At 65.2% G+C, this 21,893-nt stretch carries 21 protein-coding genes; 13 read left to right on the top strand and 8 right to left on the bottom strand.

The features are described from left to right. Nucleotides 1–252: 252 nt before the first annotated feature. A complete protein-coding gene (locus VGN93_RS01590) occupies nt 253–903 on the bottom strand; it encodes a hypothetical protein (protein WP_327506067.1) in 651 nt (216 codons plus the stop codon). A 132-nt stretch (nt 904–1,035) separates the two neighbouring features. Between VGN93_RS01590 and VGN93_RS01585 the strand changes: the two genes are divergently transcribed. Beyond that, nucleotides 1,036–2,163: a DUF2336 domain-containing protein gene (locus tag VGN93_RS01585; RefSeq protein ID WP_327506066.1), complete on the top strand. Its 1,128-nt coding sequence runs from the start codon at nt 1,036–1,038 to the stop codon at nt 2,161–2,163. Here VGN93_RS01585 and VGN93_RS01580 read toward each other — a convergent pair whose 3' ends face one another. After that, nucleotides 2,164–2,595, bottom strand: a complete 432-nt coding sequence (locus tag VGN93_RS01580; RefSeq protein ID WP_327506065.1) for a hypothetical protein — start codon at nt 2,593–2,595, stop codon at nt 2,164–2,166. Between the two features lie 170 nt (nt 2,596–2,765). Here VGN93_RS01580 and VGN93_RS01575 point away from each other — a divergent pair, with 170 nt between their 5' ends. Next, on the top strand, nt 2,766–3,338 hold the full coding sequence (locus VGN93_RS01575; protein ID WP_327506064.1) for a hypothetical protein: 573 nt from the start codon (nt 2,766–2,768) through the stop codon (nt 3,336–3,338). Between the two features lie 15 nt (nt 3,339–3,353). On the opposite strand, the gene parE is transcribed toward VGN93_RS01575, so the two are convergent. Continuing rightward, a complete protein-coding gene (gene parE, locus VGN93_RS01570) occupies nt 3,354–5,417 on the bottom strand; it encodes a DNA topoisomerase IV subunit B (RefSeq protein WP_327506063.1) in 2,064 nt (687 codons plus the stop codon). Between the two features lie 210 nt (nt 5,418–5,627). Between parE and VGN93_RS01565 the strand changes: the two genes are divergently transcribed. From VGN93_RS01565 to VGN93_RS01550, 4 genes are all read left to right on the top strand, one after another. After that, the gene (locus VGN93_RS01565; RefSeq protein WP_327506062.1) at nt 5,628–6,512 is read left to right on the top strand and encodes an alpha/beta hydrolase; all 885 of its coding nucleotides are present in this window, start codon (nt 5,628–5,630) and stop codon (nt 6,510–6,512) included. Nucleotides 6,513–6,564: 52 nt separating this feature from the next. Continuing rightward, nucleotides 6,565–7,335, top strand: a complete 771-nt coding sequence (tpiA, locus tag VGN93_RS01560; RefSeq protein ID WP_327506061.1) for a triose-phosphate isomerase — start codon at nt 6,565–6,567, stop codon at nt 7,333–7,335. Between the two features lie 123 nt (nt 7,336–7,458). Continuing rightward, nucleotides 7,459–7,932 (top strand): preprotein translocase subunit SecG, encoded by a 474-nt coding sequence (gene secG, locus VGN93_RS01555; protein ID WP_327506060.1) that lies wholly within the window; start codon nt 7,459–7,461, stop codon nt 7,930–7,932. Nucleotides 7,933–8,080: 148 nt separating this feature from the next. Continuing rightward, nucleotides 8,081–9,709: a CTP synthase gene (locus VGN93_RS01550; protein WP_327506059.1), complete on the top strand. Its 1,629-nt coding sequence runs from the start codon at nt 8,081–8,083 to the stop codon at nt 9,707–9,709. 51 nt (nt 9,710–9,760) lie between these two features. Here the strand turns inward: VGN93_RS01550 and VGN93_RS01545 are convergent, their stop codons facing one another. Further along, nucleotides 9,761–10,654 carry an AraC family transcriptional regulator gene (locus tag VGN93_RS01545; protein WP_327506058.1) on the bottom strand — a complete coding sequence of 298 codons (894 nt, stop codon included), beginning with the start codon at nt 10,652–10,654 and terminating at the stop codon, nt 9,761–9,763. Nucleotides 10,655–10,788: 134 nt separating this feature from the next. On the opposite strand from VGN93_RS01545, the gene VGN93_RS01540 reads away from it, so the two are divergent. Beyond that, nucleotides 10,789–11,544: an SDR family NAD(P)-dependent oxidoreductase gene (locus tag VGN93_RS01540; RefSeq protein ID WP_327506057.1), complete on the top strand. Its 756-nt coding sequence runs from the start codon at nt 10,789–10,791 to the stop codon at nt 11,542–11,544. 61 nt (nt 11,545–11,605) lie between these two features. On the opposite strand, the gene VGN93_RS01535 is transcribed toward VGN93_RS01540, so the two are convergent. After that, nucleotides 11,606–12,832, bottom strand: a complete 1,227-nt coding sequence (locus tag VGN93_RS01535; RefSeq protein ID WP_327506056.1) for an MFS transporter — start codon at nt 12,830–12,832, stop codon at nt 11,606–11,608. Between the two features lie 118 nt (nt 12,833–12,950). On the opposite strand from VGN93_RS01535, the gene VGN93_RS01530 reads away from it, so the two are divergent. Next, nucleotides 12,951–13,541 carry a TetR/AcrR family transcriptional regulator gene (locus VGN93_RS01530; RefSeq protein ID WP_327506055.1) on the top strand — a complete coding sequence of 197 codons (591 nt, stop codon included), beginning with the start codon at nt 12,951–12,953 and terminating at the stop codon, nt 13,539–13,541. Nucleotides 13,542–13,544: 3 nt separating this feature from the next. Here VGN93_RS01530 and VGN93_RS01525 read toward each other — a convergent pair whose 3' ends face one another. Together VGN93_RS01525 and VGN93_RS01520 are read right to left on the bottom strand one after the other, a co-directional pair. Next, nucleotides 13,545–14,690 (bottom strand): ceramide glucosyltransferase, encoded by a 1,146-nt coding sequence (locus VGN93_RS01525; protein WP_327506070.1) that lies wholly within the window; start codon nt 14,688–14,690, stop codon nt 13,545–13,547. A 196-nt stretch (nt 14,691–14,886) separates the two neighbouring features. Beyond that, on the bottom strand, nt 14,887–15,426 hold the full coding sequence (locus VGN93_RS01520; protein WP_327506054.1) for a cysteine hydrolase family protein: 540 nt from the start codon (nt 15,424–15,426) through the stop codon (nt 14,887–14,889). 100 nt (nt 15,427–15,526) lie between these two features. Here VGN93_RS01520 and VGN93_RS01515 point away from each other — a divergent pair, with 100 nt between their 5' ends. Beyond that, the gene (locus VGN93_RS01515) at nt 15,527–16,486 is read left to right on the top strand and encodes a GlxA family transcriptional regulator (RefSeq protein ID WP_327506053.1); all 960 of its coding nucleotides are present in this window, start codon (nt 15,527–15,529) and stop codon (nt 16,484–16,486) included. A 9-nt stretch (nt 16,487–16,495) separates the two neighbouring features. Here VGN93_RS01515 and VGN93_RS01510 read toward each other — a convergent pair whose 3' ends face one another. Beyond that, nucleotides 16,496–17,827, bottom strand: coding sequence for an FAD-binding oxidoreductase (locus tag VGN93_RS01510; protein ID WP_327506052.1), 1,332 nt, complete (start codon nt 17,825–17,827; stop codon nt 16,496–16,498). 57 nt (nt 17,828–17,884) lie between these two features. On the opposite strand from VGN93_RS01510, the gene VGN93_RS01505 reads away from it, so the two are divergent. From VGN93_RS01505 to VGN93_RS01490, 4 genes are all read left to right on the top strand, one after another. Beyond that, a complete protein-coding gene (locus tag VGN93_RS01505) occupies nt 17,885–18,778 on the top strand; it encodes a VOC family protein (protein WP_327506051.1) in 894 nt (297 codons plus the stop codon). Nucleotide 18,779: 1 nt separating this feature from the next. Next, entirely contained in the window at nt 18,780–19,619 is an 840-nt protein-coding gene (kdsA, locus tag VGN93_RS01500) for a 3-deoxy-8-phosphooctulonate synthase (protein ID WP_327506050.1), read from the top strand. 129 nt (nt 19,620–19,748) lie between these two features. Beyond that, a complete protein-coding gene (eno, locus tag VGN93_RS01495; protein WP_319324857.1) occupies nt 19,749–21,023 on the top strand; it encodes a phosphopyruvate hydratase in 1,275 nt (424 codons plus the stop codon). Between the two features lie 457 nt (nt 21,024–21,480). Next, nucleotides 21,481–21,789 carry a septum formation initiator family protein gene (locus VGN93_RS01490; RefSeq protein ID WP_319323667.1) on the top strand — a complete coding sequence of 103 codons (309 nt, stop codon included), beginning with the start codon at nt 21,481–21,483 and terminating at the stop codon, nt 21,787–21,789. Nucleotides 21,790–21,893 lie beyond the last annotated feature (104 nt).

Below are 21,893 nucleotides of genomic sequence, written 5' to 3'. Positions count from 1 at the left end.
GTCAACTGTTCGGGTGAAAACGCGACAAGGGGCAGCGGACCGTGCTCGGACACGGTCTTCTGAAGACCTGGGATGACAATGGTACGCTGCCCACCGCTCCATCATAACAAATCAGGCGGCACGCACAGATAAGGATGACGGAGGAGAGGTGGTGCCCTGTGTTTGGGGGAGCGCACCTATTGATATACCCAACGCCCTTGATGCATCCCCGGCACGACCGTGCTGTTTCGCCGGCCGTCCCCACATCCTCCGTCATCCTCGGGCTTGACCCGAGGATCCACGGCCACCTGCGTACACCGTCTCAATAACGGAAATCTGTGCCGGGTCGCTTGTGAGGCGCCCGAAGAAGGCGTCGTCGCGTGAGCGTTTGCAATCCGCCAGGAACGCCTCTCCAGCGAGGTCCGAGTCCGAATCGTAGGCCGGGATGCCGGCGGCGGCTGCGGCGAGCAGGACGGCGGCGCGGGCGGCGGCGAAGGTGGGGGGCCATTCGCCGTTTGCGGTGCGCGCCGGTTCTACGCCGAGGGTTTTTACAAGGCCCCTCTGGTCCCAGATCAGACCGGCCAGCCGTGTGGTTTTGCCGGAGAAGCCTTGCGGCGATGCGGGCGCCGGCAGGATGCCGTCGGTGATCGCAAGGATCGCGGTGCTGCCTTCCGCGAGGTTTTCTTCCGCCTCTGCTACGGACAGCAGGACGGCGAGCCGCTGGATGTCGGCGCCCGTACGGCAGCCGGCGAGGGCGATGCCGGTGGCGCCGCCTGCAATGGCTTGGCGAAGCGTTTCGAGGCTGGCGTCTGGCTCGACGACGACAAAACGACTTTCGATGCCTGAGTCGCCGGCATAAACCAGCGCGCGGCGTCCCGCCGGGGGCGGGACGGTCTCAAGCAGGGCGTGGGGCAGCTTCTCCATGTCTTTTCATAGGGCTTTGCGCCCGGGCGTGGCAACGGCCATCCGGTTAACGGATATGGTGAACCAATCTTAAACACTTTGCCGCTAGCGTGTTTTTCGTAACAGTTGTGGTGCAGGCGTTTGGGGCGTCCATTGATCGTTCATGCTTTCCTCCGTTGGGTCGAGACAGCCCGGGCAGCCGACAGGGCGAAGGCGGCCAGTGTGTTGGCGCGCGCTTACGCACGGTCGCGGATCTGTGCGGACGATCGCCGCGCCGCCGAGATGGCGATGATCTTCCTGCTCGACGATCCGGCGCCGAAAGTGCGCCTTGCAATGGCCGAAGCCTTGGCCGACTGCGAGGACGCGCCGCGCGCCGTGATCCTGCCGCTGGCGGAGGACCAGCCGGAAATCGCCGCCCATATCATTCTATGTTCGTCGCTACTGACGGATGCCGATCTCGTCGATCTGGCCGCCAAGGGCAATGACGTGACGCGCATGCTGATCGCCAACCGCTCCTTCGTCTCGCGCGCCGTTTCGGCAGCGCTTGCGGAGATCGGCGAGGTGCCCGATGTGCTGGCGCTTCTGGAGAACGAAGGCGCGGTGGTTTCGCGGCGCAGCCTGGTGCGGATTGCCGATCGTCTCGGCGACGATGCGGAAATCCGGGCGCTGCTGCTCGACCGCGAGGACCTGCCGAGCGATGCGCGCCATGCGCTGGTCGAAAAGATCGGCACGGCGCTGGCTGGCTTCGGGCTTATCCGGGCTGCCGTCGGCACCGGCCGCGTCGAGCGCATCACGCGCGAAGCCTGCGACGTGGCGACGATCGGCATGGTGGGCGAAGTGGCTGCGGCGGAAATGCCGGCCCTGGTCGAGCACCTGCGCCTGAACGGGCGGCTGACGCCCGTCTTCCTCATGCATGCGCTGTGCACCGGCCGCGTCGAGTTCTTCGCCTCGGCGATCACCAATCTTTCGGGGCAGGCGGAGCGGCGCGTCCGCTCCATCCTGTCGGATGGCCGCGAGGCGGCGGTGCGGGCGCTTTATGAAACGGCCGGGCTCGGGCGGGATATCAGCGCGCTCTTCGCCGAGGCGACCATGCTCTGGCGCCGCGAGGCGAAGGGCGAGGACGACGGGCTTTCGGTGTCCGAGCACCTGCTGTCGCGCGCGCGGGCGGCGGGCAATGCCTCCTGCCAGTCCATGCTGGAACTGGTCGAGCGGCTGGCCATCGCCGAGCAGCGCCAGACGGCGCGCAGCTACGCGCTTATTGCGGCGCGGGAAGCGGCCTGATCAGTCGGCGAAGCGTTTCACCACCCAGGAATAACCGTCCTCGGCATAGCGCACCGGCGTGGTGACGGCGTTTTTCAGCGCGGCCTTGTCGGGGATCGCCTTCCTGACGAAATTCAGCGTGCGGGCGGCGAGGCCCTGCTTGGCCTCGGCGGTTTCGGCCGGCGTCGGCACTTCGACGGCGGTCGCCGTTTCGGCGGGCTTGGCCTCGGGCGTCGGCTTTGCCACATCCGCGGTCATGCGGTCGCCGGAGCTTTCGCAGACGGCGACGATCACCGGATAGTTCTTGTCCTGGTGGCGGTTGATATAGGTTTCGGCCTGCGCGTCGCAGAGCGCCACGGTCTGCCAGCTCTTGCCGACCGTATCGATATAGTGGCACTGGGTCGCGCTGTCGTCGCAGCCCATGATCGTCATGACGATGAGCGCAGCTTTCATGGCCGTCCTTTCCGCCTTCGTTGCTGCCGGTTAGAGGCAGGCATTGCCGCGAAAATAAGGCGCGAAGCGTGCCGGGGGCTTGCAGGTGCTCACGCGCTTTTCGTCGGCATGGCAGAATTTTTTGCCGGGTGCCTTCGTCAGGATGAAATCGAGGCCAGGGGAAATTCTGGATGGGGACTGAAAAGCAAGCGGCGAGCGCGGGCCTGCTCAGGCTCTCGATCGACCGGTTCTACCACGGGAAATGGTGGAAGGATTTTCAGCCGTGGCGGCTGGCGCTTGCCGATATGGTTGGTGCCACGGTCGTCTATCGGGTGCACGCAGCGCCTTTCCGGGCAACGCGAACCGTCCCGGATTACCGGATGCCGGAACGGCTGGATGTGCTACGCGCTGATTCGATTGGTGGCGCGCATGCCATGGCAATCACGGACTCGATGCGTGCCGGGCAATGGCCGGAAACCCCGGACGAGCCGCTTCTCGTTCTCCTGCTGATAAGCCTGCCGGGTTGCGCGCTGCCGGCGCGGCATGCCGCCGCCGTTGCCGAGCGGCTTGTCGATCTCGATGAGCTTATTCACGCGCTCGACGATGGACGATACACCGTTTCCAGCCTGACGGACATGCACGAGGCGGCGATGACGTTCTTCAGATGGCAGGCGCAGGCGGGAGAGGACGTGCCGGTGCACGGCCTCTATGGTGACGGCTGGACGGATTTCGACACGAAAACCATGGGTGCGGTCGCACTTTGAGGCGGCGGCACCGCCTCAGATATCGAGGTTGTCGGCGAAGACGGCGCGCTCCTGGATGAAGCGGAAGCGGGCTTCCGGCTTGGTGCCCATCAGGTCGTCCACGGCGGTGCGGGTGCCTTCGAAATCCACATCGTCGATCGCGACCTTCAAGAGCGTGCGCTTCGCCGGGTCCATCGTGGTTTCCTTGAGTTGCGCCGGCAGCATCTCGCCGAGACCCTTGAAGCGGCCGATCTCCACCTTGCCGCGGCCGTTGAACTCGGTGCGCATCAGCTCTTCGCGGTGCGGGTCGTCGCGGGCGTAAAGCGTCTTGCCGCCCTGGCTGAGGCGGTAGAGCGGCGGCACGGCGAGGTAGAGGTGGCCGCCGCGCACGAGATCCGGCATTTCCTGATAGAAGAAGGTGATGAGCAGCGAGGCGATATGCGCGCCGTCGACGTCGGCATCGGTCATGACGATGACGCGCTCGTAGCGCAGGTCCTCTTCGCGGTATTTCGTGCGCGTGCCGCAGCCGAGCGCTTGCACGAGATCGGAAATCTGCTGGTTGGCGCCGAGCTTTTCCCGGCCGGCGCTGGCGACGTTGAGGATTTTGCCGCGCAGCGGCAGGATGGCCTGGTTGGCGCGGTTGCGCGCCTGCTTGGCCGAGCCGCCGGCCGAATCGCCCTCGACGATGAAGAGTTCGGCGCCTTCGGCGGAATTCTGCGAGCAGTCGGCCAGTTTGCCGGGCAGGCGCAGCTTGCGCACGGCGGTCTTGCGGCTGACTTCCTTTTCCTTGCGGCGGCGCATGCGCTCTTCCGCGCGCTCGATCACCCATTCGAGAAGCTTGGCCGCTTCGCCCGGATTGTCGGCGAGATAGTGGTCGAAGGGGTCGCGCAATGCGTTTTCGACGATGCGCTGGGCCTCGACGCTCGCGAGCTTGTCCTTCGTCTGGCCGACGAATTCCGGCTCGCGGATGAAGACCGACAGCATGCCGACCGCGGAAATCATCACGTCGTCGGTCGTTATATCCTTGGCGCGCTTGTTCTGCGTCAGCTCGGCATAGGCCTTGAGGCCCTTGGTGAGCGCGATCCTGAGACCCGCCTCGTGCGTGCCGCCGTCGGCCGTCGGGATGGTGTTGCAATAGGAGTGGATCAGCGAATCGCCGCCGTACCAGGTGACCGCCCATTCGAGCGAACCGTGGCCGCCGGACTTTTCGCTTTTGCCGGCGAAGATCTCGCGGGTGACGGTATATTCCTTGCCGAGCGTCGCCTGGAGATAGTCCTTCAGGCCGCCGGGGAAGTGGAAGACGGCCTTTTCCGGCGTTTCCGAGCCTTCCGGTAGCAGCGAGGGGTCGCAGCTCCAGCGGATTTCGACGCCGCCGAAGAGGTAGGCCTTGGAGCGGGCCATGCGGAAGACGCGGCCGGGATCGAAACGGGCGTGGGCGCCAAAAATGTCCGGGTCGGGGTGGAAGCGCACCTTGGTGCCGCGGCGGTTGTGCACGTCGCCGAGCTCTTCCAGGCCGCCGACCGGTTTGCCGCGCGAAAAACGCTGGCGGTAGAGTTTTTTGTTGCGGGCGACCTCGACTTCGAGATGGTCGGAGAGCGCGTTGACGACGGAGACGCCGACGCCGTGCAGGCCGCCCGAGGTCTCATAGGCCTTGCCGTCGAACTTGCCGCCGGCATGCAGCACGGTGAGGATGACTTCGAGCGTCGATTTGCCCGGCATCTGGGGATGGTTTTCCACCGGGATGCCGCGGCCGTTGTCGGTGACGGTCAAAAAGCCTTCGGCGTCGAGGTTGACGTCGATGAAGTTGGCGTGGCCGGCGACCGCTTCGTCCATCGAGTTGTCGATGACTTCGGCGAAGAGGTGGTGCAGCGCCTTTTCGTCCGTGCCGCCGATATACATGCCGGGGCGCATGCGCACGGGCTCCAGGCCCTCCAGCACGCGGATCGCCGAGGCATCATAGCCGCCGGAGCCTTCGCTGACGGGCTGCACGGCGCGCGCCTCGCGCGGCGGGGCGGCAGCCGGCTTTTCCGCCGGTGCGGGCGACGCGGCGGCGGGTTGGGGGGGGACGTTGGCGAAAAGGTCGTTGCTGTCGTCTTGCATGGGCCGTTCAGATTTTGTTCCGTTTGCCATTTTCTCCCGCCGATCCGGGAAGATCGGGGTTTGGCACAAATGAGGTCGTCAAGCGAATCACTCGCGACTCTGCCAGATTCCGTGGGTTTTCGCGATGCCGGGCCGCGCCAACCGCTGGGCGAGGATTGCGTTGCGCGCGGGCGGATGGCAAGTATCGCCAGCCCCAGGGAGCGATAGTTCATGCCTCAGTCCACAGTTCATTGCCTTCGCCGCCTGGTTTTCGCCGCGGTTTTCACCGCGCTTGCGGTTCAGGACGCGGCGGCGCTGACGCTGAAACCCTGGAAGGACGAGCTTTTCGGCTATGGCACGGTGATCGAGACGTCGGATGACGGGGCGCTCAGCGTCGTCGATTACCAGGAGATGCGCGACATCAACGGGCGTGACCAGGTGCCGGAGCGGCGGGTGAAATCGGCCTATGTCTCGACGGCGGTGAAGACGGCGCAGAAGAATGCGACGCTCGACACGCCCGCCGGACCCATCGACGCGGCGATGACCGGCAAGGGCGAGGGGGCGGCCTTCACCGTCATCTTCATCCACGGCCGCGGCGGCGACCGGCGGCTCGGCAACAACGACTGGAATTTCGGCGGCAATTTCAACCGGCTGAAAAACCTCGCGGTGCGCGGCGGCGGGGTCTATTACGCGGCAAGCGTGCCCTCCTTCGACGACAAGGGGGCGGCGCGCATTTCCGGCCTCATCCTGACCGCCAAGGCGCTTTCGCCGGATGCACCGGTCATCCTTGCCTGCGCCTCGATGGGCAGCTTCATCTGCGCCCGCGTCGCGCGCGATCCGGTGGCGGTGAAGAGCCTCTCGGGCATGGTGCTGATGGGCGGGGCGGCGGATGGCGATTATGCCAAGACCGCGGCCTTCAAGGCGAAGCTGCCGGTCTTCTTCACCCATGGCGACAGCGACAGCGTCTACCAGGCGAACGACCAGATCGCCGTGTTCCGGAAGCTGCGCAAGGCGGGCATTCCGGCGCGCTTCGTGCTGTTCCAGACGGGCGGCCATGGCACGCCGGTGCGCATGACCGATTGGCGCGAAACGCTCAACTGGCTGTTTGCGCAGTAGGCTTCGATTTGCTACGCCGCAAGCCAACAATCTTTAAGGACAGGGAGGCCTCATGACACCGGACGTAACCCCGCTCGTTGCCGGGAACTGGAAGATGAACGGCACGCGCGCGTCGCTCGACCAGATCAAGGCGATGGCCGAAGGCGTGAAGGGACCGCTTTCCGAAAAGGTCGAGACGCTGATCTGCCCGCCGGCGACGCTGCTTTACGTGGCGACCGCCCTTTGCGACGACAGCCCGCTGCTGATCGGCGCGCAGGATTGCCATGAAAAGGCGTCCGGCGCGCATACGGGGGACGTTTCGGCGGAAATGATCGCAGACTGCTTCGGCAGCCACGTCATCGTCGGCCATTCCGAGCGCCGCACGGACCACAAGGAAAGCGACGCGCTGGTGCGCGCCAAGGCCGAGATCGCGCATCAGAACGACCTCGTCGCCATCGTCTGCATCGGCGAGACCGGCGACGAGCGCAAATCCGGCAAGACGCTGGACGTGCTGAAGACACAGCTTGCCGGCTCCGTGCCGGACGGTGCGACGGCAGAGAACACCGTGATCGCCTACGAGCCCGTCTGGGCGATCGGCACGGGGCTGACGCCGACGGCGGCCGACGTGGAAGAGGCGCATGCCTTCATGCGCGCGGAACTCAAGGCGCGTTTTGCCGGCGAGGGCGCCAAGATGCGCATTCTCTATGGTGGTTCGGTGAAGCCGGGCAATGCGAAGGAACTGATGGGCGTCGCCAATGTCGACGGCGCGCTGATCGGCGGCGCGAGCTTGAAATCCGACGACTTCCTTGCCATCTACCGGGCATACGAAGAGCTCACGGCCTGAGACGCCAACGGCCTGCCCGCAAAAGGGCGGGCGGATTGGCCGGTAAGGGCTTGGAATGGTGCGCGGCTTGGTATATTGAGCCGCAAACCTGAAATTTGGGCCGTCTGGCCGGGATCCTGAAACATGCAGACCATCTTGCTCGTCATCTATCTCATGGTCGTCGTCGCGCTGATCGGCGTCGTGCTGATCCAGCGCTCCGAAGGCGGCGGCCTCGGCATCGGCGGCGGCTCCGGCTTCATGTCGGCCCGTGGCACGGCCAATGCCCTGACGCGCACGACCGCGATCCTGGCGGCACTGTTCTTCGTGCTGGCGCTCGGCATGGGCATCATCGCCCGCTACGAGACGCAGCCGACCGACATTCTCGACCGTATTCCGGGCACAACCGGCACGGGTGGCGTTCTCGACGCGCTCGGCGGGGCCGAGCAGGGCACGCAGAGCAACACCAACACCAACCAGACGCCTGCGACGACCGGCACCGACGCCGTTCCGACCGAAGGCGGCGCCGCGACCGGCACGGGCAACACGACGACGGGCACCGGTACGACCGGTGGCGCGACGGGTACGGAGCAGAACTCCGGCGTCCCGAGCGGCCAGTAAGCCGCAGGGGCTGAACAACAAACCGGCCGGTTGGCGAAATCCAACCGGCCTTCTTCTTGTGTAAAACGCCGATTGCGTCTTCCGAAATCACGCCCAAGGTGATTTTTCGGTGGCGGAATCGATTTTGAAAAGGTATCCGGTGACTCCCATGGCGCGATATGTATTCATCACAGGCGGCGTGGTTTCCTCCCTCGGAAAAGGCATTGCCGCCGCTGCACTCGGAGCTCTCCTCCAGGCCCGCGGTTACCGCGTGCGCCTCAGGAAGCTGGACCCCTATCTGAACGTCGATCCGGGCACCATGAGCCCGACGCAGCACGGCGAGGTGTTCGTCACCGACGACGGTGCGGAAACCGACCTCGACCTCGGCCATTACGAGCGCTTCACCGGCCGCTCGGCCACCAAGACCGACAACATCACGACCGGTCGCATCTACAAGAACATCATCGACAAGGAACGCCGCGGCGACTATCTCGGCGCGACGGTGCAGGTCATTCCGCACGTCACCAACGAGATCAAGAATTTCGTCATCGAAGGCAACGAAGACTACGACTTCGTCATCTGCGAGATCGGCGGCACGGTGGGCGACATCGAGGCCATGCCCTTCATGGAGGCGATCCGCCAGCTCGGCAACGACCTGCCGCGCGGCACTGCGGTCTATGTCCACCTGACGCTGATGCCCTATATTCCGGCGGCCGGCGAACTCAAGACCAAGCCGACGCAGCACTCCGTCAAGGAGTTGCAGGCGATGGGCATCCACCCGGATATCCTGCTGGTGCGCGCCGACCGCGAAATCCCGGAAGCCGAGCGCAAGAAACTCTCGCTGTTCTGCAACGTGCGCCAGACCGCCGTCATCCAGGCGCTCGACGTCGCGTCGATCTACGACGTCCCGCTCGCCTATCACAAGGAAGGCCTGGACGACGAAGTGCTCGCCGCCTTCGGCATCGAGCCGGCGCCGAAGCCGCGGCTTGAAGCCTGGCAGACGGTTTCCGATCGCATCAAGACGCCGGAAGGCGAGGTGACGATCGCCATCGTCGGCAAATATACCGGCCTGAAGGACGCCTATAAGTCGCTGATCGAGGCGCTGTACCACGGCGGCATCGCCAACCACGTCAAGGTCAAGCTCGAATGGATCGAGTCGGAGGTCTTCGAGAAGGAAGACGCGGCGCCGTATCTTGAAAAGGTGCACGGCATCCTCGTTCCCGGCGGTTTCGGCGAGCGCGGTTCGGAAGGCAAGATCAATGCGGCGCGCTTTGCCCGCGAGCGCAAGGTGCCCTATTTCGGCATCTGCTTCGGCATGCAGATGGCGGTCGTGGAAGCGGCGCGCAACCTCGCCGGCATCGAAAAGGCGTCCTCCACCGAATTCGGCAAGACCGCCGATCCGGTCGTCGGCCTGATGACGGAATGGGTGAAGGGCAACGAGCTGGAGAAGCGCACGGCCTCCGGCGACCTCGGCGGCACGATGCGGCTTGGCGCCTACCGCGCCTCGCTGAAGGGCGGCACGAAGATCGCCGACATCTACGGCTCGACGGATATTTCCGAACGCCACCGCCACCGCTACGAAGTCAATGTCGACTACAAGGACCGGCTGGAAGGCTGTGGCCTCGTCTTCTCCGGCATGTCTCCGGACGGCGTGCTGCCGGAGACGGTGGAATATCCGGATCACCCGTGGTTCATCGGCGTGCAGTATCACCCGGAACTGAAAAGCCGCCCGCTCGACCCGCACCCGCTCTTCGCGAGCTTCGTGGAAGCGGCGCTGGAACAGAGCCGGTTGGTCTAACAGTGCAGATTTGAGAGAATTCAAGCCCGGCCTCTAGCCGGGCTTTTTGCGTCAGGCCGATTCGAGTGTGAGGCTGCGGGCGGTCTGGGTTTCCTGCGCCGGCGGCAGGCCGAACATGCGGCGGTATTCGCGCGTGAACTGCGGCACGCTCTCATAACCGACGGCATAGGCGGCGGTGCTGGCATTGGCACCTTCAGACAGCATCAGCCGCCGCGCCTCGATCAGCCGCAACTGCTTCTGGAATTGCAGGGGTGACAGCGAGGTGACGTTGCGGAAATGCTGGTGGAAGGAGGACGGGCTCATGCCGGCGATGGCGGCGAGCCTGTCGACCGGCAGCGGCTGGGCGAACTCCGCCCGCAGCAGCGCGACGGCGCGGGCCACACGCTGCGCCTGCCCATCCGGATAGCCGAGCTGGCGGATGGCCGCGCCGTGGCGGCCTTCGAGCAGCCAGTAATGCAGTTCGCGCACGAGCTGCGCATGCAGCACCGGCACGGCGGCCGGACGATCGAGCAAGCGCATCAGGCGAAGCGCCGCATCGCTCACCTCGCTGTCAGTCGGCGCGGAGCGTATCGGCAGCCCGCCGGGCGCGGCGGTTGCCTGCATCTCCACGCAGAGTTCGGCGATCACCACGGGGTTCAGGTCCAGCACGAGCGAGAGGTAGGGCGCCTCGGGGCTTGCCTCAAGGATCTGGCTGACGGTCGGCACGTCCGCGGTGATCAAGAGTGAATCCCCGGCGTGGAAGGTGAAGCTGTTCGCGCCCATCGTCACATGCTTGCTGCCCTGGAGCACGAGGCAGACCAGCGGGCGGGCGATCATATAGTCGAGACCGGTCGGCTGCGTCGTGCGAATGGTGGTGAGGCCGGGCACGGGCGTGCGGGCGATGCCCGTGGCATCGGCATTGGCCTCGACATAGCGGCGGACGGTGGCAAGGAGCGTCTCTGTCATGCCGGCATCCTAGCCGCGTCCGGCGCCCGCGTAAATCCGTTTGGAGGATCAGGCAAGGATTGGCGAGCTTCCGGTAACGCCAGTGGCGGGGGTCAATTGGTATCAATCGGCCATTCCAACCGAAGGAGTTTCCCATGACCAAGATCGCTCTCGTCACCGGCGGCAGCCGCGGACTCGGACGCAATACCGCCCTCAGCATCGCCCGCCGCGGCGGCGACGTCATCATCACCTACCGGAGCCGCGAGGAGGATGCCCGCATCGTCGTCGCCGAAATCGAGGCGCTGGGCCGCAAGGCTGTCGCACTGCGGCTCGATACCGGCGTGGTCGCCGGCTTTGCGCCGTTCGTCGAAGCGCTTCGCAAGGCGCTCGCCGAGACGTGGCAGCGCGAGACCTTCGACCATCTCGTCAACAATGCCGGCCATGGCGACATGGCTTCTATCGCCGAGACGACGGAGGCGCAGTTCGACAGCCTGGTCGACGTGCATTTCAAGGGCGTGTTCTTCCTGACACAGGCGCTGCTGCCGCTGATTGCCGATGGCGGGCGCATCGTCAATCTTTCCTCGGGCCTCACCCGCGTCTCCTATCCCGGCTTCTCGGCCTATGCCGCGGCCAAGGGGGCGGTGGAAATCCTCAGCGTCTATCTTGCGAAGGAGCTCGGCAGCCGTGGCATTGCGGTGAACACGGTCGCGCCCGGCGCCATCGAGACGGATTTCCTGGGCGGCGCGGTGCGCGACATGCCCGATCTCAACACGGTGTTCGCCGACATGACCGCGCTGGGCCGGGTCGGCGTTCCGGACGATATCGGCCCGATGATCGCGAGCCTGCTGTCGGAGGACAATCGCTGGATCACCGGCCAGCGCATCGAGGTGTCGGGCGGGCAGGTGATCTGACGCCATCGCCGAAACGGAAAAGCCCGGCGCAGGCCGGGCTTTCTGTTTTCGGGGACGAGGGTTACTCGGCGGCCTGTGCCGGCGGGCAGACGCCGTCGGCGCAATTTTTTTCTCCGGCGAGCGTGCGCTGGCCGAGGCCGATGGTCGTGAGGGCGCCGATGCTGGCGGCGACGGAGACCCAAAAACCGTTCTGGGCGCCGAAATTATCGACCGCCCAGCCGGCGACGAAGGCGCCGAGGGCCATGCCGATGCCGATGCCGGTGGTGACCCAGGTGACGCCTTCCGTCAGCATGGCGCCGGGCACGCGGCGCTCGACCAGGCCGAAGGCGGTGATGAAGGTCGGCGAGATGGCGATGCCGCTGACGAAGACGGCGACGGCCAGGAGCGGCACCGTGCCGGCGAAGGGCAGCGGCAGGGCGGTGAGCGCCAGCACGGTAACGGCGATCAGAAGCTGCTTTTGCAGCGCCATCTTCGGGTTCAGCGCGCCGAGGACGAGGCCGACGACGAAGGAGCCGATGGCATAGACGCCGATGACGAGGCTTGCGGCATTCGGCTGGCCGAGTTCCTTGGTGATGGCAACCGCGCTCACTTCGGCGGTTGCGAAGGTGGAGCCGACGAAGATCAGCGCCAGCGTGATGATCTGCACCGGGCGCAGGCGGATCGCCGATGTCTGCGGCTTGCCGCCGGCGACAGAGTGTATGCGCGGCTGCGTGCCGCGTTGCAGCAGGAAGAAGAAGCTGCCGACGGCGAGGAAGGCGGTGCTGATCAGCATGCCGGCTTCGGGAAACAGCGCGACGGCAAGGCCGACCGACAGCGAGGCGCCGGCGATATAGACCAGCTCGTCCGCCGCCGATTCGAAGGCAAAGGCGGTGTTGAGCTCCGGCCGATCGCGAAAAATCTCGCTCCAGCGGGCGCGCAGCATGGCCGGGATGCTCGGCATGGCGGCGGCGAGGAAGGCGCTGGCGAAGAGCGTCCAGACCGGCCAGCCCTGGTTCGTGCCGGCGATCAGCAGCAGGAAGGCGACGACCGAGACGATGGTTGCCGGGGTGAGCACGGCGGCCTGGCCGTAGCGATCGACGAGGCGGGAGACCTGCGGCGAGATGAGGGCGTTGGTCAGCGCGAAGGTGGCGGAGACGGCGCCGGCGAGCCAATATTCGCCGCGCGTCTGCGACAGCATGGCGACGATGCCGATCGGCGCCATGGCGATGGGAAGGCGCGCGAGGAAGCCGGCGGCGGAGAAGCCCACGGTTCCTGGCACGCTGAAAATCTCTTTGTACGGGTTGGCCATGGCCTGTTCCTCGCAAATGGATGGTCAGCCACTTACATACGTGGCGTATGTCGAAGAGATAGTTGCATACGCAGCGTATGTCAAATAAAATACGCGGCGTATGTAAAAAGGAGCTGCCATGCGCAAGCCGCGCGAGGAAATGATCGCCGAAACGAGGGCCAAGCTGATCGCTGCCGGGCGGTTTGCTTTCGGCACCGTCGGCTATGCAGGCTCGTCGATGGACGATTTCACCGCAGGCGCAGGGCTGACGCGCGGCGCACTCTACCATCATTTCGGCGACAAGAAGGGCCTGCTCCAGGCGGTCATCCAGCAGATCGACGCGGAGATGACGGCGCGGCTGAACCTGATTTCGGCCGGTGCGCCAAGCCGATGGGACGGGTTCGTCGAGGAGTGCGTCGCCTATATCGAAATGGCGCTGGAGCCGGAAATCCAGCGCATCATGTTTCGCGACGGGCCGGCGGTGCTCGGCGACGTCTCGCAATGGCAGACGACGAGCGGCTGCATCGCGGCGCTCAGCCACAGCATCGAACAGTTGAAGGCCGACGGCGTGATGGCCGATATCGACACGGAGACGGCCGCCCGCCTGATCAACGGGGCGAGCAGCCACGCGGCGCTGTGGATCGCCAAGTCCGAGACGCCGGAGGAGACGTCGAAACGGGCGGTCCACGGCTTCCGGACCCTGCTGGACGGGCTGCGGGTGAAGGCCTGACGGTTACGAGCCCGCGGGCGCTTCCTTCAATTCGCAGACGGTCGTGCCGATCGTCATCGTGTTGCCGCGCCAGTCGATATCGCCGCCGACCCAGCTGCGAAGCCACACGGCCGGCATCATGCAGTCGCGCACGATCATCGCCGGCACCGACCAGACGGAAAGCCGCCAGCCCTTGGCTAGGGCAAGGGCGACTTCCGGCAGGTAGATGGCGGCGAGCACCAGCAGGGCGGCTGGCGCGAGCGTCGCGTCGCCGATCAGCGCCGTGGCCAGCGCCAGCAGCAGCGGCGGCAGGGCGCCCAGAAGAATTTCCGGGGCGAAGAAGCCGGGGAAGGTGACGCGGCGCAGGCGCGACCAGCGGCACTGGCGCGACCAGATCTCCTGGCCGGTGCGCCGCCCCAGCGGCTGCTCGAAGGGCGAGGAGACGAGGTGGACCTTCAGGCCGAGGCGGCTGACGAGCTTCGTCGAGGCCGCATCCTCGGCGATCTCGGCGTTCAGCGCATGGATGCCGCCGTTGGCGTCGAGCATCGGCTTGTACCAGAGCATGCTCTTGCCCTGCGCGAAGCCGAGGCCGATCGCCTCGCCGGCATATTGCCAGCGCGCCTGCTGGGTGTTGAGGAACATGCATTCCACCTCCGCCCAGAACCCGTCCGGGCGCGAGCCGAGCGGCGTCGAGCAGACGAGACCCGAATCGCTCCGCCAGCCGCCCATCAGGTGCTGGATATAATCCGGCGGCATCAGCACGTTCGAATCGGCCAGCACCACCCAGTCGTGGCGCGCCGCCTGCCAGCCCTTGACGCAATTGTTGAGCTTCGGATTGGCGCTGATGCGGTCGTCGCCGATCAGGATGCGGGCCGCGACACGCGGATGCGCCGCCGCGGTCTTTTCGATTTCCGGGATGATCGCATCACCGGCATGCGCCACGCAGAACAGCAGTTCATAGTCCGGCCAGGTGAGGCGGAAGGCGCGGGCGAGCGTCTCGGCGGAAAAGTTCTCGATGCCGCGCACGGGCACGACGATCGATACCGGCGGCTTTTCCTCGATTTCCGGCGATGCGGCATCGGCGGCCTTCAGCCGCCGTCCGGCGATGAGGATGCTGGCGGCATTGGTGGCGACGAGAGCGCCCGAGGCAAGGGCGAAGGCCTGAGCCATGTCCATTCACGCATACTCCGAAAGGCGCCGGGCCATGCTGGCGGCAGCCGGATTCAGTCACGCGGGAAGAAACACCATTGTCACATGACATGGGAATGACGGGCCGCCTTGGCGTGGCCCGCCGGGACAAAGGTGCACGGACGTTGGTCACCCCCGCCGACGGCGGAGGTGACGATTTTCGTTTGGTTTTTCGGGATTATGCGAGGAAATCCGCCGTCGTCGTGACCTTGCCGTAGCCGAATTCCAGCGCCGACATGATCGTGGCATGGACTTGGGCGGCCGGCACGACCGAATCACCAAAGGCCTTGTCGCGCGTGGCGCAGGCGTCGTGCACCACGGTGAGGCCGTAGCCGAGATCGGCGGCCGCGCGCGCCGTCGCGTCGATGCAGACGTCGCTCATCGCGCCGACGACCACCACCTCCTCGATGCCCTGTAAGGCCTGTTGCAGCGTCGTCTCGCGAAACGAGTTCGGATAGTTCTTGACGATGACCGTGTCGCCGTCCTGCGGCTTGATGGCCGGGATCGGGTTGATGCCATCCGTGCCGGGGGCGAAGAGCGGCGAAGCGGCGTCCTTGGCGATGTGATGGACATGCACGATCCGGTCGCCTTTTTCGCGCGCAGCCTCGACGACGCGGGCCGCATTGGCGGTGGCGGCGTCGATGCCGGTCAGCGCGAATTTGCCGGTGGCGAGATAGTCTTTCTGGAGGTCGACGATGATGACGGCGCGTTTGCTCATGGGGTGTCCTTTCCCTGTTACTTGATGTCATGGACATTGTGCCTCCGCCCTGCCATGTCTCGCCATTGGCGATACCGACATAATAGAGGGTGAAAGTGACATGGCAGACGCGGCCGAGATCGGACTGGTGCTTTATCCCGGCGTGCAGATGGCCGCCGTGCTCGGCATGACCGATCTCTTCAATTCGGCGACGGAACTTGCCGGCAGGAAGGGGCGGGCGGGGCCGACGCTGGTGGTCAGCCACTGGCGGCTGGAGGACGGTGCGCCCGTGCGCATCGACGCTGGCGGCGCCATCGACGGGGCGTCGCGGCCCTGTGTGCTCGTCCTGCCGCCCGCCCTTGGCGATCCGATCCGCCGGGAGGATGCGGCACCCTTCGCCGCCTGGCTGCGCGACTGCCATGCCGCCGGCATCCAGCTCGCCTCGATCTGCGCCGGCGCCTTTCTGCTCGGCGAGACCGGGCTTCTGACCGGCCGCACGATCACCACCAACTGGGTGATCGCGGAGACGTTCGAGATGCGCTTTCCGGATGTGCTTGTCGATACGGACCGCCTGCTCAACGACGACGGCGATATCTTCACGGCGGGCGGCGTGATGGCCTGGGTCGACCTCGGGCTGAAGCTGATCGACCACTTTCTCGGGCCGACGGTCATGCTGGAGATCGCGCGGCAATTCGTCATCGATCCGCCGGGGCGCGAGCAGCGCTACTACAGCACCTTTTCGCCGCGCCTGCTGCATGGCGACGCGGCGATCCTGAAGGTGCAGCACTGGTTGCAGGCAAGCGAGGCGAAGGAGATCGGCCTCGACGGGCTCGCGGCGCAGGCGGGGTTGGAGGCGCGCACGTTCCTGCGGCGTTTTCGCAAGGCGACGGGGCTGACGACGACCGATTATTGCCAGCGGCTGCGTGTGGCGAAGGCGCAGGAGATGCTGCAATTCACCACGCGTTCGGTCGACAGCGTGGCCGGCGATGTCGGCTATGTCGATCCGGGCGCGTTCCGGAAGGTTTTTGCCCGCATCGTCGGCCTGACGCCGGGGGAATACCGCAAGCGGTTTCGGTCGTGAGCCGCCCGCTTAAGCACCGCTGCCGTTAAGTGCGAAGAGGTCGGCATCCGCATCGCCATGGCCTGCAATCTGCGACGACACGATCTCGGCGGCGATCTGGCTGAAGGTGATGCCGTTGCCGCCGAAGCCCATGACGGCAAAGACATTGTCCATGCCGGGCACGCGGCCGATGAGCGGCAGGCCGGTGCGCGTGGTGCCGAAGGGCGCGGCCCAGGAATATTCGGGCTCCGGCAGCGAAAGGCCAAGCAGGGTTTCGGCCTTCTTGCGGATGGTCTTCGCCTTGTTCTTCAGCTTCTGCGGCGAGGCGAAAGCCTCTTCGTCCTCCTCGTCCTCGCCGCCGGCGATCAGCCGGCCGTCGCGGGAGCGGCGGAGGTAGAGATAGGGATCGGCGCCCTCCCAGACGATGCAATCCTTCAGCCAGCCGGGCAGATCGGTTGCCGGCGGGGTGGCGATCGCCCAGGTGGAGATGATGGCATGGTCCTTGTGCGCGACGGCTTCCAGGAATTCATAGCCGGAACAGAAGACGGCGTGGCCGGCGGAGATGATCTTGCCGTCGGCGGTCGCGAGGAAGACGTCCTGCGTCGTCGCGCGCACATCGGTGATTTCAAGCGGGCTTACCACCTCGACACCGCGCGACACGGCGGCGCGCAGGATGCCGGCGGCCATCTGGGCGGGGTTGGCGGAGGCGGAAATGTCGCTGAGGATCGCGCCGGTGCGGTCTATGGAGAAGCCGTCGCGAAGGGCTGCTGTGTCGAGGAAATCCGCCTCGATGCCGGCGGCGTGGCGGGCGTCGACTTCCGTGCGCAGGGCGCGGCTGCCATATTCGTCACCGGCCAGAAACAGCGTCTTCTTGCGCTCGAAACCGCAGGAAAGGTCGAGGTCGGCGACGATGCGCGTCAATTGCTCGACGGCGCGTCCCGAGCGTTGCCAGGCGCGGCGCGCCTTCTCTTCGCCGATCATGCCGATGAGCACATGCAGGGGAATGTCGATCTCGTGCTGGATCATCGCGGTGCTGGCGAGCGTGCTGCCATGCACCGGGCGGCGGCGATCGACGACGAGCACGGAGCGGCGGCCGTCCGCCAGCGCATGCGCCATCAGCGCGCCGGAAATGCCGGCGCCGACGATGATGACGTCATAGCTGTCACGGGCGGGCTTTTGGCGCGTGCGGAGCGTAATGCGCGGCGAACCGGCCCAGACGGGGCGTGACTCGTGAAGATCGCGCTGCCGGGTAATGTCGTTGGTCTTGGAAATGGGAATGCTCCGGTCGGAAGAGGTCCACTGGAATGGTTCGAGGGCGGAAAAGTTCCGGGTGCCCGCCGTGCGCGGCGCTGGTGCTTGCATTGCGGGCGGAAAGCATGCAAAGCACGGGGCGCCTGAAACACGACCGGATTTTTACCCATGACCGTGAGTTCGAGAACGCCCCGCCCGATCGATCATCTGGTGCTGCCGGTGTCCGATCTCGGCCTTGCCCGCGAGCGCCTCACACAGCTTGGCTTCACCGTCGCAAAGGATGCGCGCCATCCCTTCGGCACGGAAAACTGTTGCGTTTTCCTCGCCGACGGCAGCTATCTGGAGCCGCTCGGCATCGCCAATCGCGAGGAATGCGAGGAAGCCGCCCGCGGCGGCAATGTCTTCGTCGCGCGCGACCAGGCGTTTCGCTTCCGCCGCGGTATCGAAGGATTTTCCGGCATCGCCATGGCGAGCAGTGACGCCTGGGAGGACGACCAGCGCTACACGACGTCCGGGATTTCCGGCGGCGAGGTTCTGGAATTCTCCCGCGACATGGTGCTGCCCGACGGCACCAAGGCGACCGGCAGCTTTCGCCTCGCCTTCGCCGCCGATCTGCGCAGCCCCGATTTCTTCTTCTTCGCCTCGCAGCGCATCCTGCCGCTGCCGTCCGACCGCAAGGCGCTGGAAGGTCATGAGAATGGCGTGACCGCCCTGTCTGAGGTCGTGCTCTCGGAGCAGAACCCGACCGATTTCCAGTATCTCGTGCAGGAGGCGGCGGACGAGCGCGAGGTCGAGGCCCTGTCCTTCGGCATGTCCGTCGATACGCCGCGCGGCCGCATCACCGTGTTGAACGATGCTGGGCTTGAAGGGTTTTACGGTCTTTCGCCGCTTGCCGGCACGGACCGCGGCCTCAAGGGACGGGCGGTCGTTTTCAAGGTTGCAGATCTAAAGGAATGTCACCGCCTGCTTACGGAGCGCGGTGTCGCCTTCCATCAACGGGACAACCGCCTTCTCGTGCCGCCGGCACCGGGGCAGGGCGTCCTTTTTGTCTTCGGAGAATGAGATGAACACCAATTCTACAGTCGTCGTCGGCGAAGGCGCCAAGACGGTCACCTTTGCCCAGGACAAGCGGTTTTCGCTGATCGCCGGCCCCTGCCAGATGGAGAGCCGCGACCACGCCTATATGATCGCCGGCACGCTCGTCGAACTCTGCGACAAGCTCGGCCTCGGCCTCGTCTACAAGTCCTCCTTCGACAAGGCGAACCGCACCTCGCTCTCCGGCAAGCGCGGCATCGGGCTTGAAAAGGCGATGGAAATCTTTGCCGACCTCAAGAAGGATTTCGGCTTTCCGGTGCTGACCGACATCCACACCGAGGAACAATGCGCGATCGTCGCCGAAACGGTCGACATCCTGCAGATCCCGGCCTTCCTGTCGCGCCAGACGGACCTGCTCATCGCCGCCGCCAAGACCGGCCGCACGATCAACGTCAAGAAGGGCCAGTTCCTGGCGCCCTGGGACATGAAGAACGTGCTGGCGAAATTCACCGAGAGCGGCAATCCGAACGTGCTGCTGTGCGAACGCGGCGCCTCCTTCGGCTACAACACGCTCGTCTCCGACATGCGCTCGCTGCCGATCATGGCCTCGCTCGGCGCGCCGGTCGTCTTCGACGCGACCCATTCGGTGCAGCAGCCGGGCGGGCAGGGCGGTTCTTCCGGCGGCCAGCGCGAATTCGTCGAGACGCTTGCGCGCGCGGCCGTTGCCGTGGGCGTTGCCGGTCTCTTCATCGAGACGCATGAGGACCCGGACAACGCGCCTTCCGACGGCCCGAACATGGTGCACCTGAAGGACATGCCGCGGCTTCTCGAAAAGCTCATCGCCTTCGACGACATCACCAAGGCGTGACGATTTCAAACGGATGACACAGAGGCGTGTCATCCGTTGCCGCTCGGCGCGGCTCAGCCATTGTAATTTCCGCATCATCGATTAAGAGAGATTTTAATCGATTTATAAACCCAGAACAGGACGATATCCATGACCGCTATCATCGACATCATCGGCCGCGAGATTCTCGACAGCCGCGGCAATCCCACCGTCGAAGTGGACGTGCATCTGGAAGATGGCAGCTTCGGCCGCGCCGCCGTTCCCTCGGGCGCCTCGACCGGCGCGCATGAAGCCGTCGAACTGCGGGACGGTGGCAAGCGCTACCTCGGCAAGGGTGTCGAAAATGCGGTCGCCGCCGTCAACGGCGAAATCTTCGAAGCGGTCGGCGGGCTCGAAGCCGAAGACCAGATCCTGATCGACCAGACGCTGATCGAGCTCGACGGCACGCCGAACAAGGCGCGCCTCGGCGCCAACGCCATCCTGGGCGTGTCGCTTGCCGTCGCCAAGGCCGCCTCCGAGGCTGCCAACCTGCCGCTCTACCGCTATGTCGGCGGCCCGAACGCCCGCATCCTGCCGGTGCCGATGATGAACATCATCAATGGCGGCGCGCATGCCGACAATCCGATCGACTTCCAGGAATTCATGATCGTGCCGGTCGGCGCCGACAACATCCGCGACGCCGTGCGCATGGGTTCGGAAGTGTTCCACACGCTGAAGAAGCAGCTTGCTGCCGACGGCCACAACACGAACGTTGGTGACGAAGGCGGCTTCGCGCCGGGTCTGGCGTCGGCTCCGGCCGCGCTCGATTTCATCATGAAGTCGATCGAGAAGGCCGGCTACAAGCCGGGCGAGGACATGTATATCGCGCTTGATTGCGCCTCGACCGAATTCTTCAAGGACGGCAAATACGTGCTCGAAGGCGAAGGCCGCACGCTGGAGCCGGAGGCCATGGCCGACTACCTGGCGGAGCTTGCTGCAAAATACCCGATCTTCTCGATCGAGGACGGCATGGCGGAAGACGACTGGGACGGCTGGAAGTCGCTGACCGACAAGATTGGCAAAAAGGTCCAGCTCGTCGGCGACGACCTGTTCGTGACCAACTCCGCGCGCCTGCGCGACGGCATCAAGATGGGCGTCGCCAATTCGATCCTCGTCAAGGTCAACCAGATCGGCTCGCTCTCCGAGACGCTCGACGCCGTCGAGACCGCGCACAAGGCGAGCTACACGGCCGTCATGTCGCACCGTTCCGGCGAAACCGAGGATTCGACGATCGCCGACCTCGCGGTCGCCACCAACTGCGGCCAGATCAAGACCGGCTCGCTCGCCCGCTCCGACCGCACCGCCAAGTACAACCAGCTGATCCGCATCGAGGAACAGCTCGGCCCGCAGGCAAAGTTCGCCGGCCGCGGCATCCTGCGCGGCTGATCGACAAACAGTTTCTCCAAAACGGCAAAACCCGCATCGCAAGGTGCGGGTTTTGTTTTTGGGGAGGTGACGGGTCCATTTGCTCGGTGGATTCGTGTCCGATGTCACTCGCGGCTGCGGCGTGGATCCTCGGATCGAGCCCGAGGATGACAGTGGGGAGGGACGGGCTTCCCGTCCTGTCGGAGGAGGGGCGCCGCAGGCGGCGTTATCCATTCGTGGAGACCATAGCGCGGAATAGACACTATCCTCCTCTGGCCGTCCCGTTCCTCCCGCTTTCCCCACCAACCTCTCCTTCGTCATCCTCGGGCTTGACCCGAGGATCCACTCAGCGCGCACGGACGCTCCCTGTGTCGTGCCGCGGACCGCGCGGCTTTTCCGCGCCCCGCCCATCATGGTCAATGATCGGTTAACCCCTTGGCGCTAGTATCGAATCCGTATTGCGTATCGGGGCACCTGCATGTGGACCAAACACCATAAAAAGCGGAAATTCGGCCGACTTACCCTGCCGGTAATTACGGTCGCATTCCTTTCCTACTTCGGCTATCATTCCGTGCACGGCGATTTCGGCCTCAGGGGGATGGAGGAATTCGAGCGGCGGAGGGTGGAGCGTCAGGCGCGCCTGGACGTGCTCGTTCGCCAGCGCCAGATCCTGGAAAAAGAAGTGGCTCTGATGAGCGACGGCTCGCTCGAGCGCGACATGCTGGACGAAAAGGCACGCTCGTATCTCAACATGTCGCGGGCCGACGAAATCGTGATTTTCCACTGAGGAGGTGGATTAACCGAAATCTGGTTAATCGTAAATCTCCCTTACTAATCAGCGACTTACAAAGAATACAAGCCATGCATTTATGGCATTGCTGAGGTGGAATT

Source organism: Shinella sp. (assembly GCF_035998705.1).
Taxonomy (GTDB): Bacteria; Pseudomonadota; Alphaproteobacteria; order Rhizobiales; family Rhizobiaceae; genus Shinella.
The sequence above is the reverse complement of the archived record's forward strand: the minus strand, read 5'-3'. Positions and strand labels throughout refer to the sequence as shown.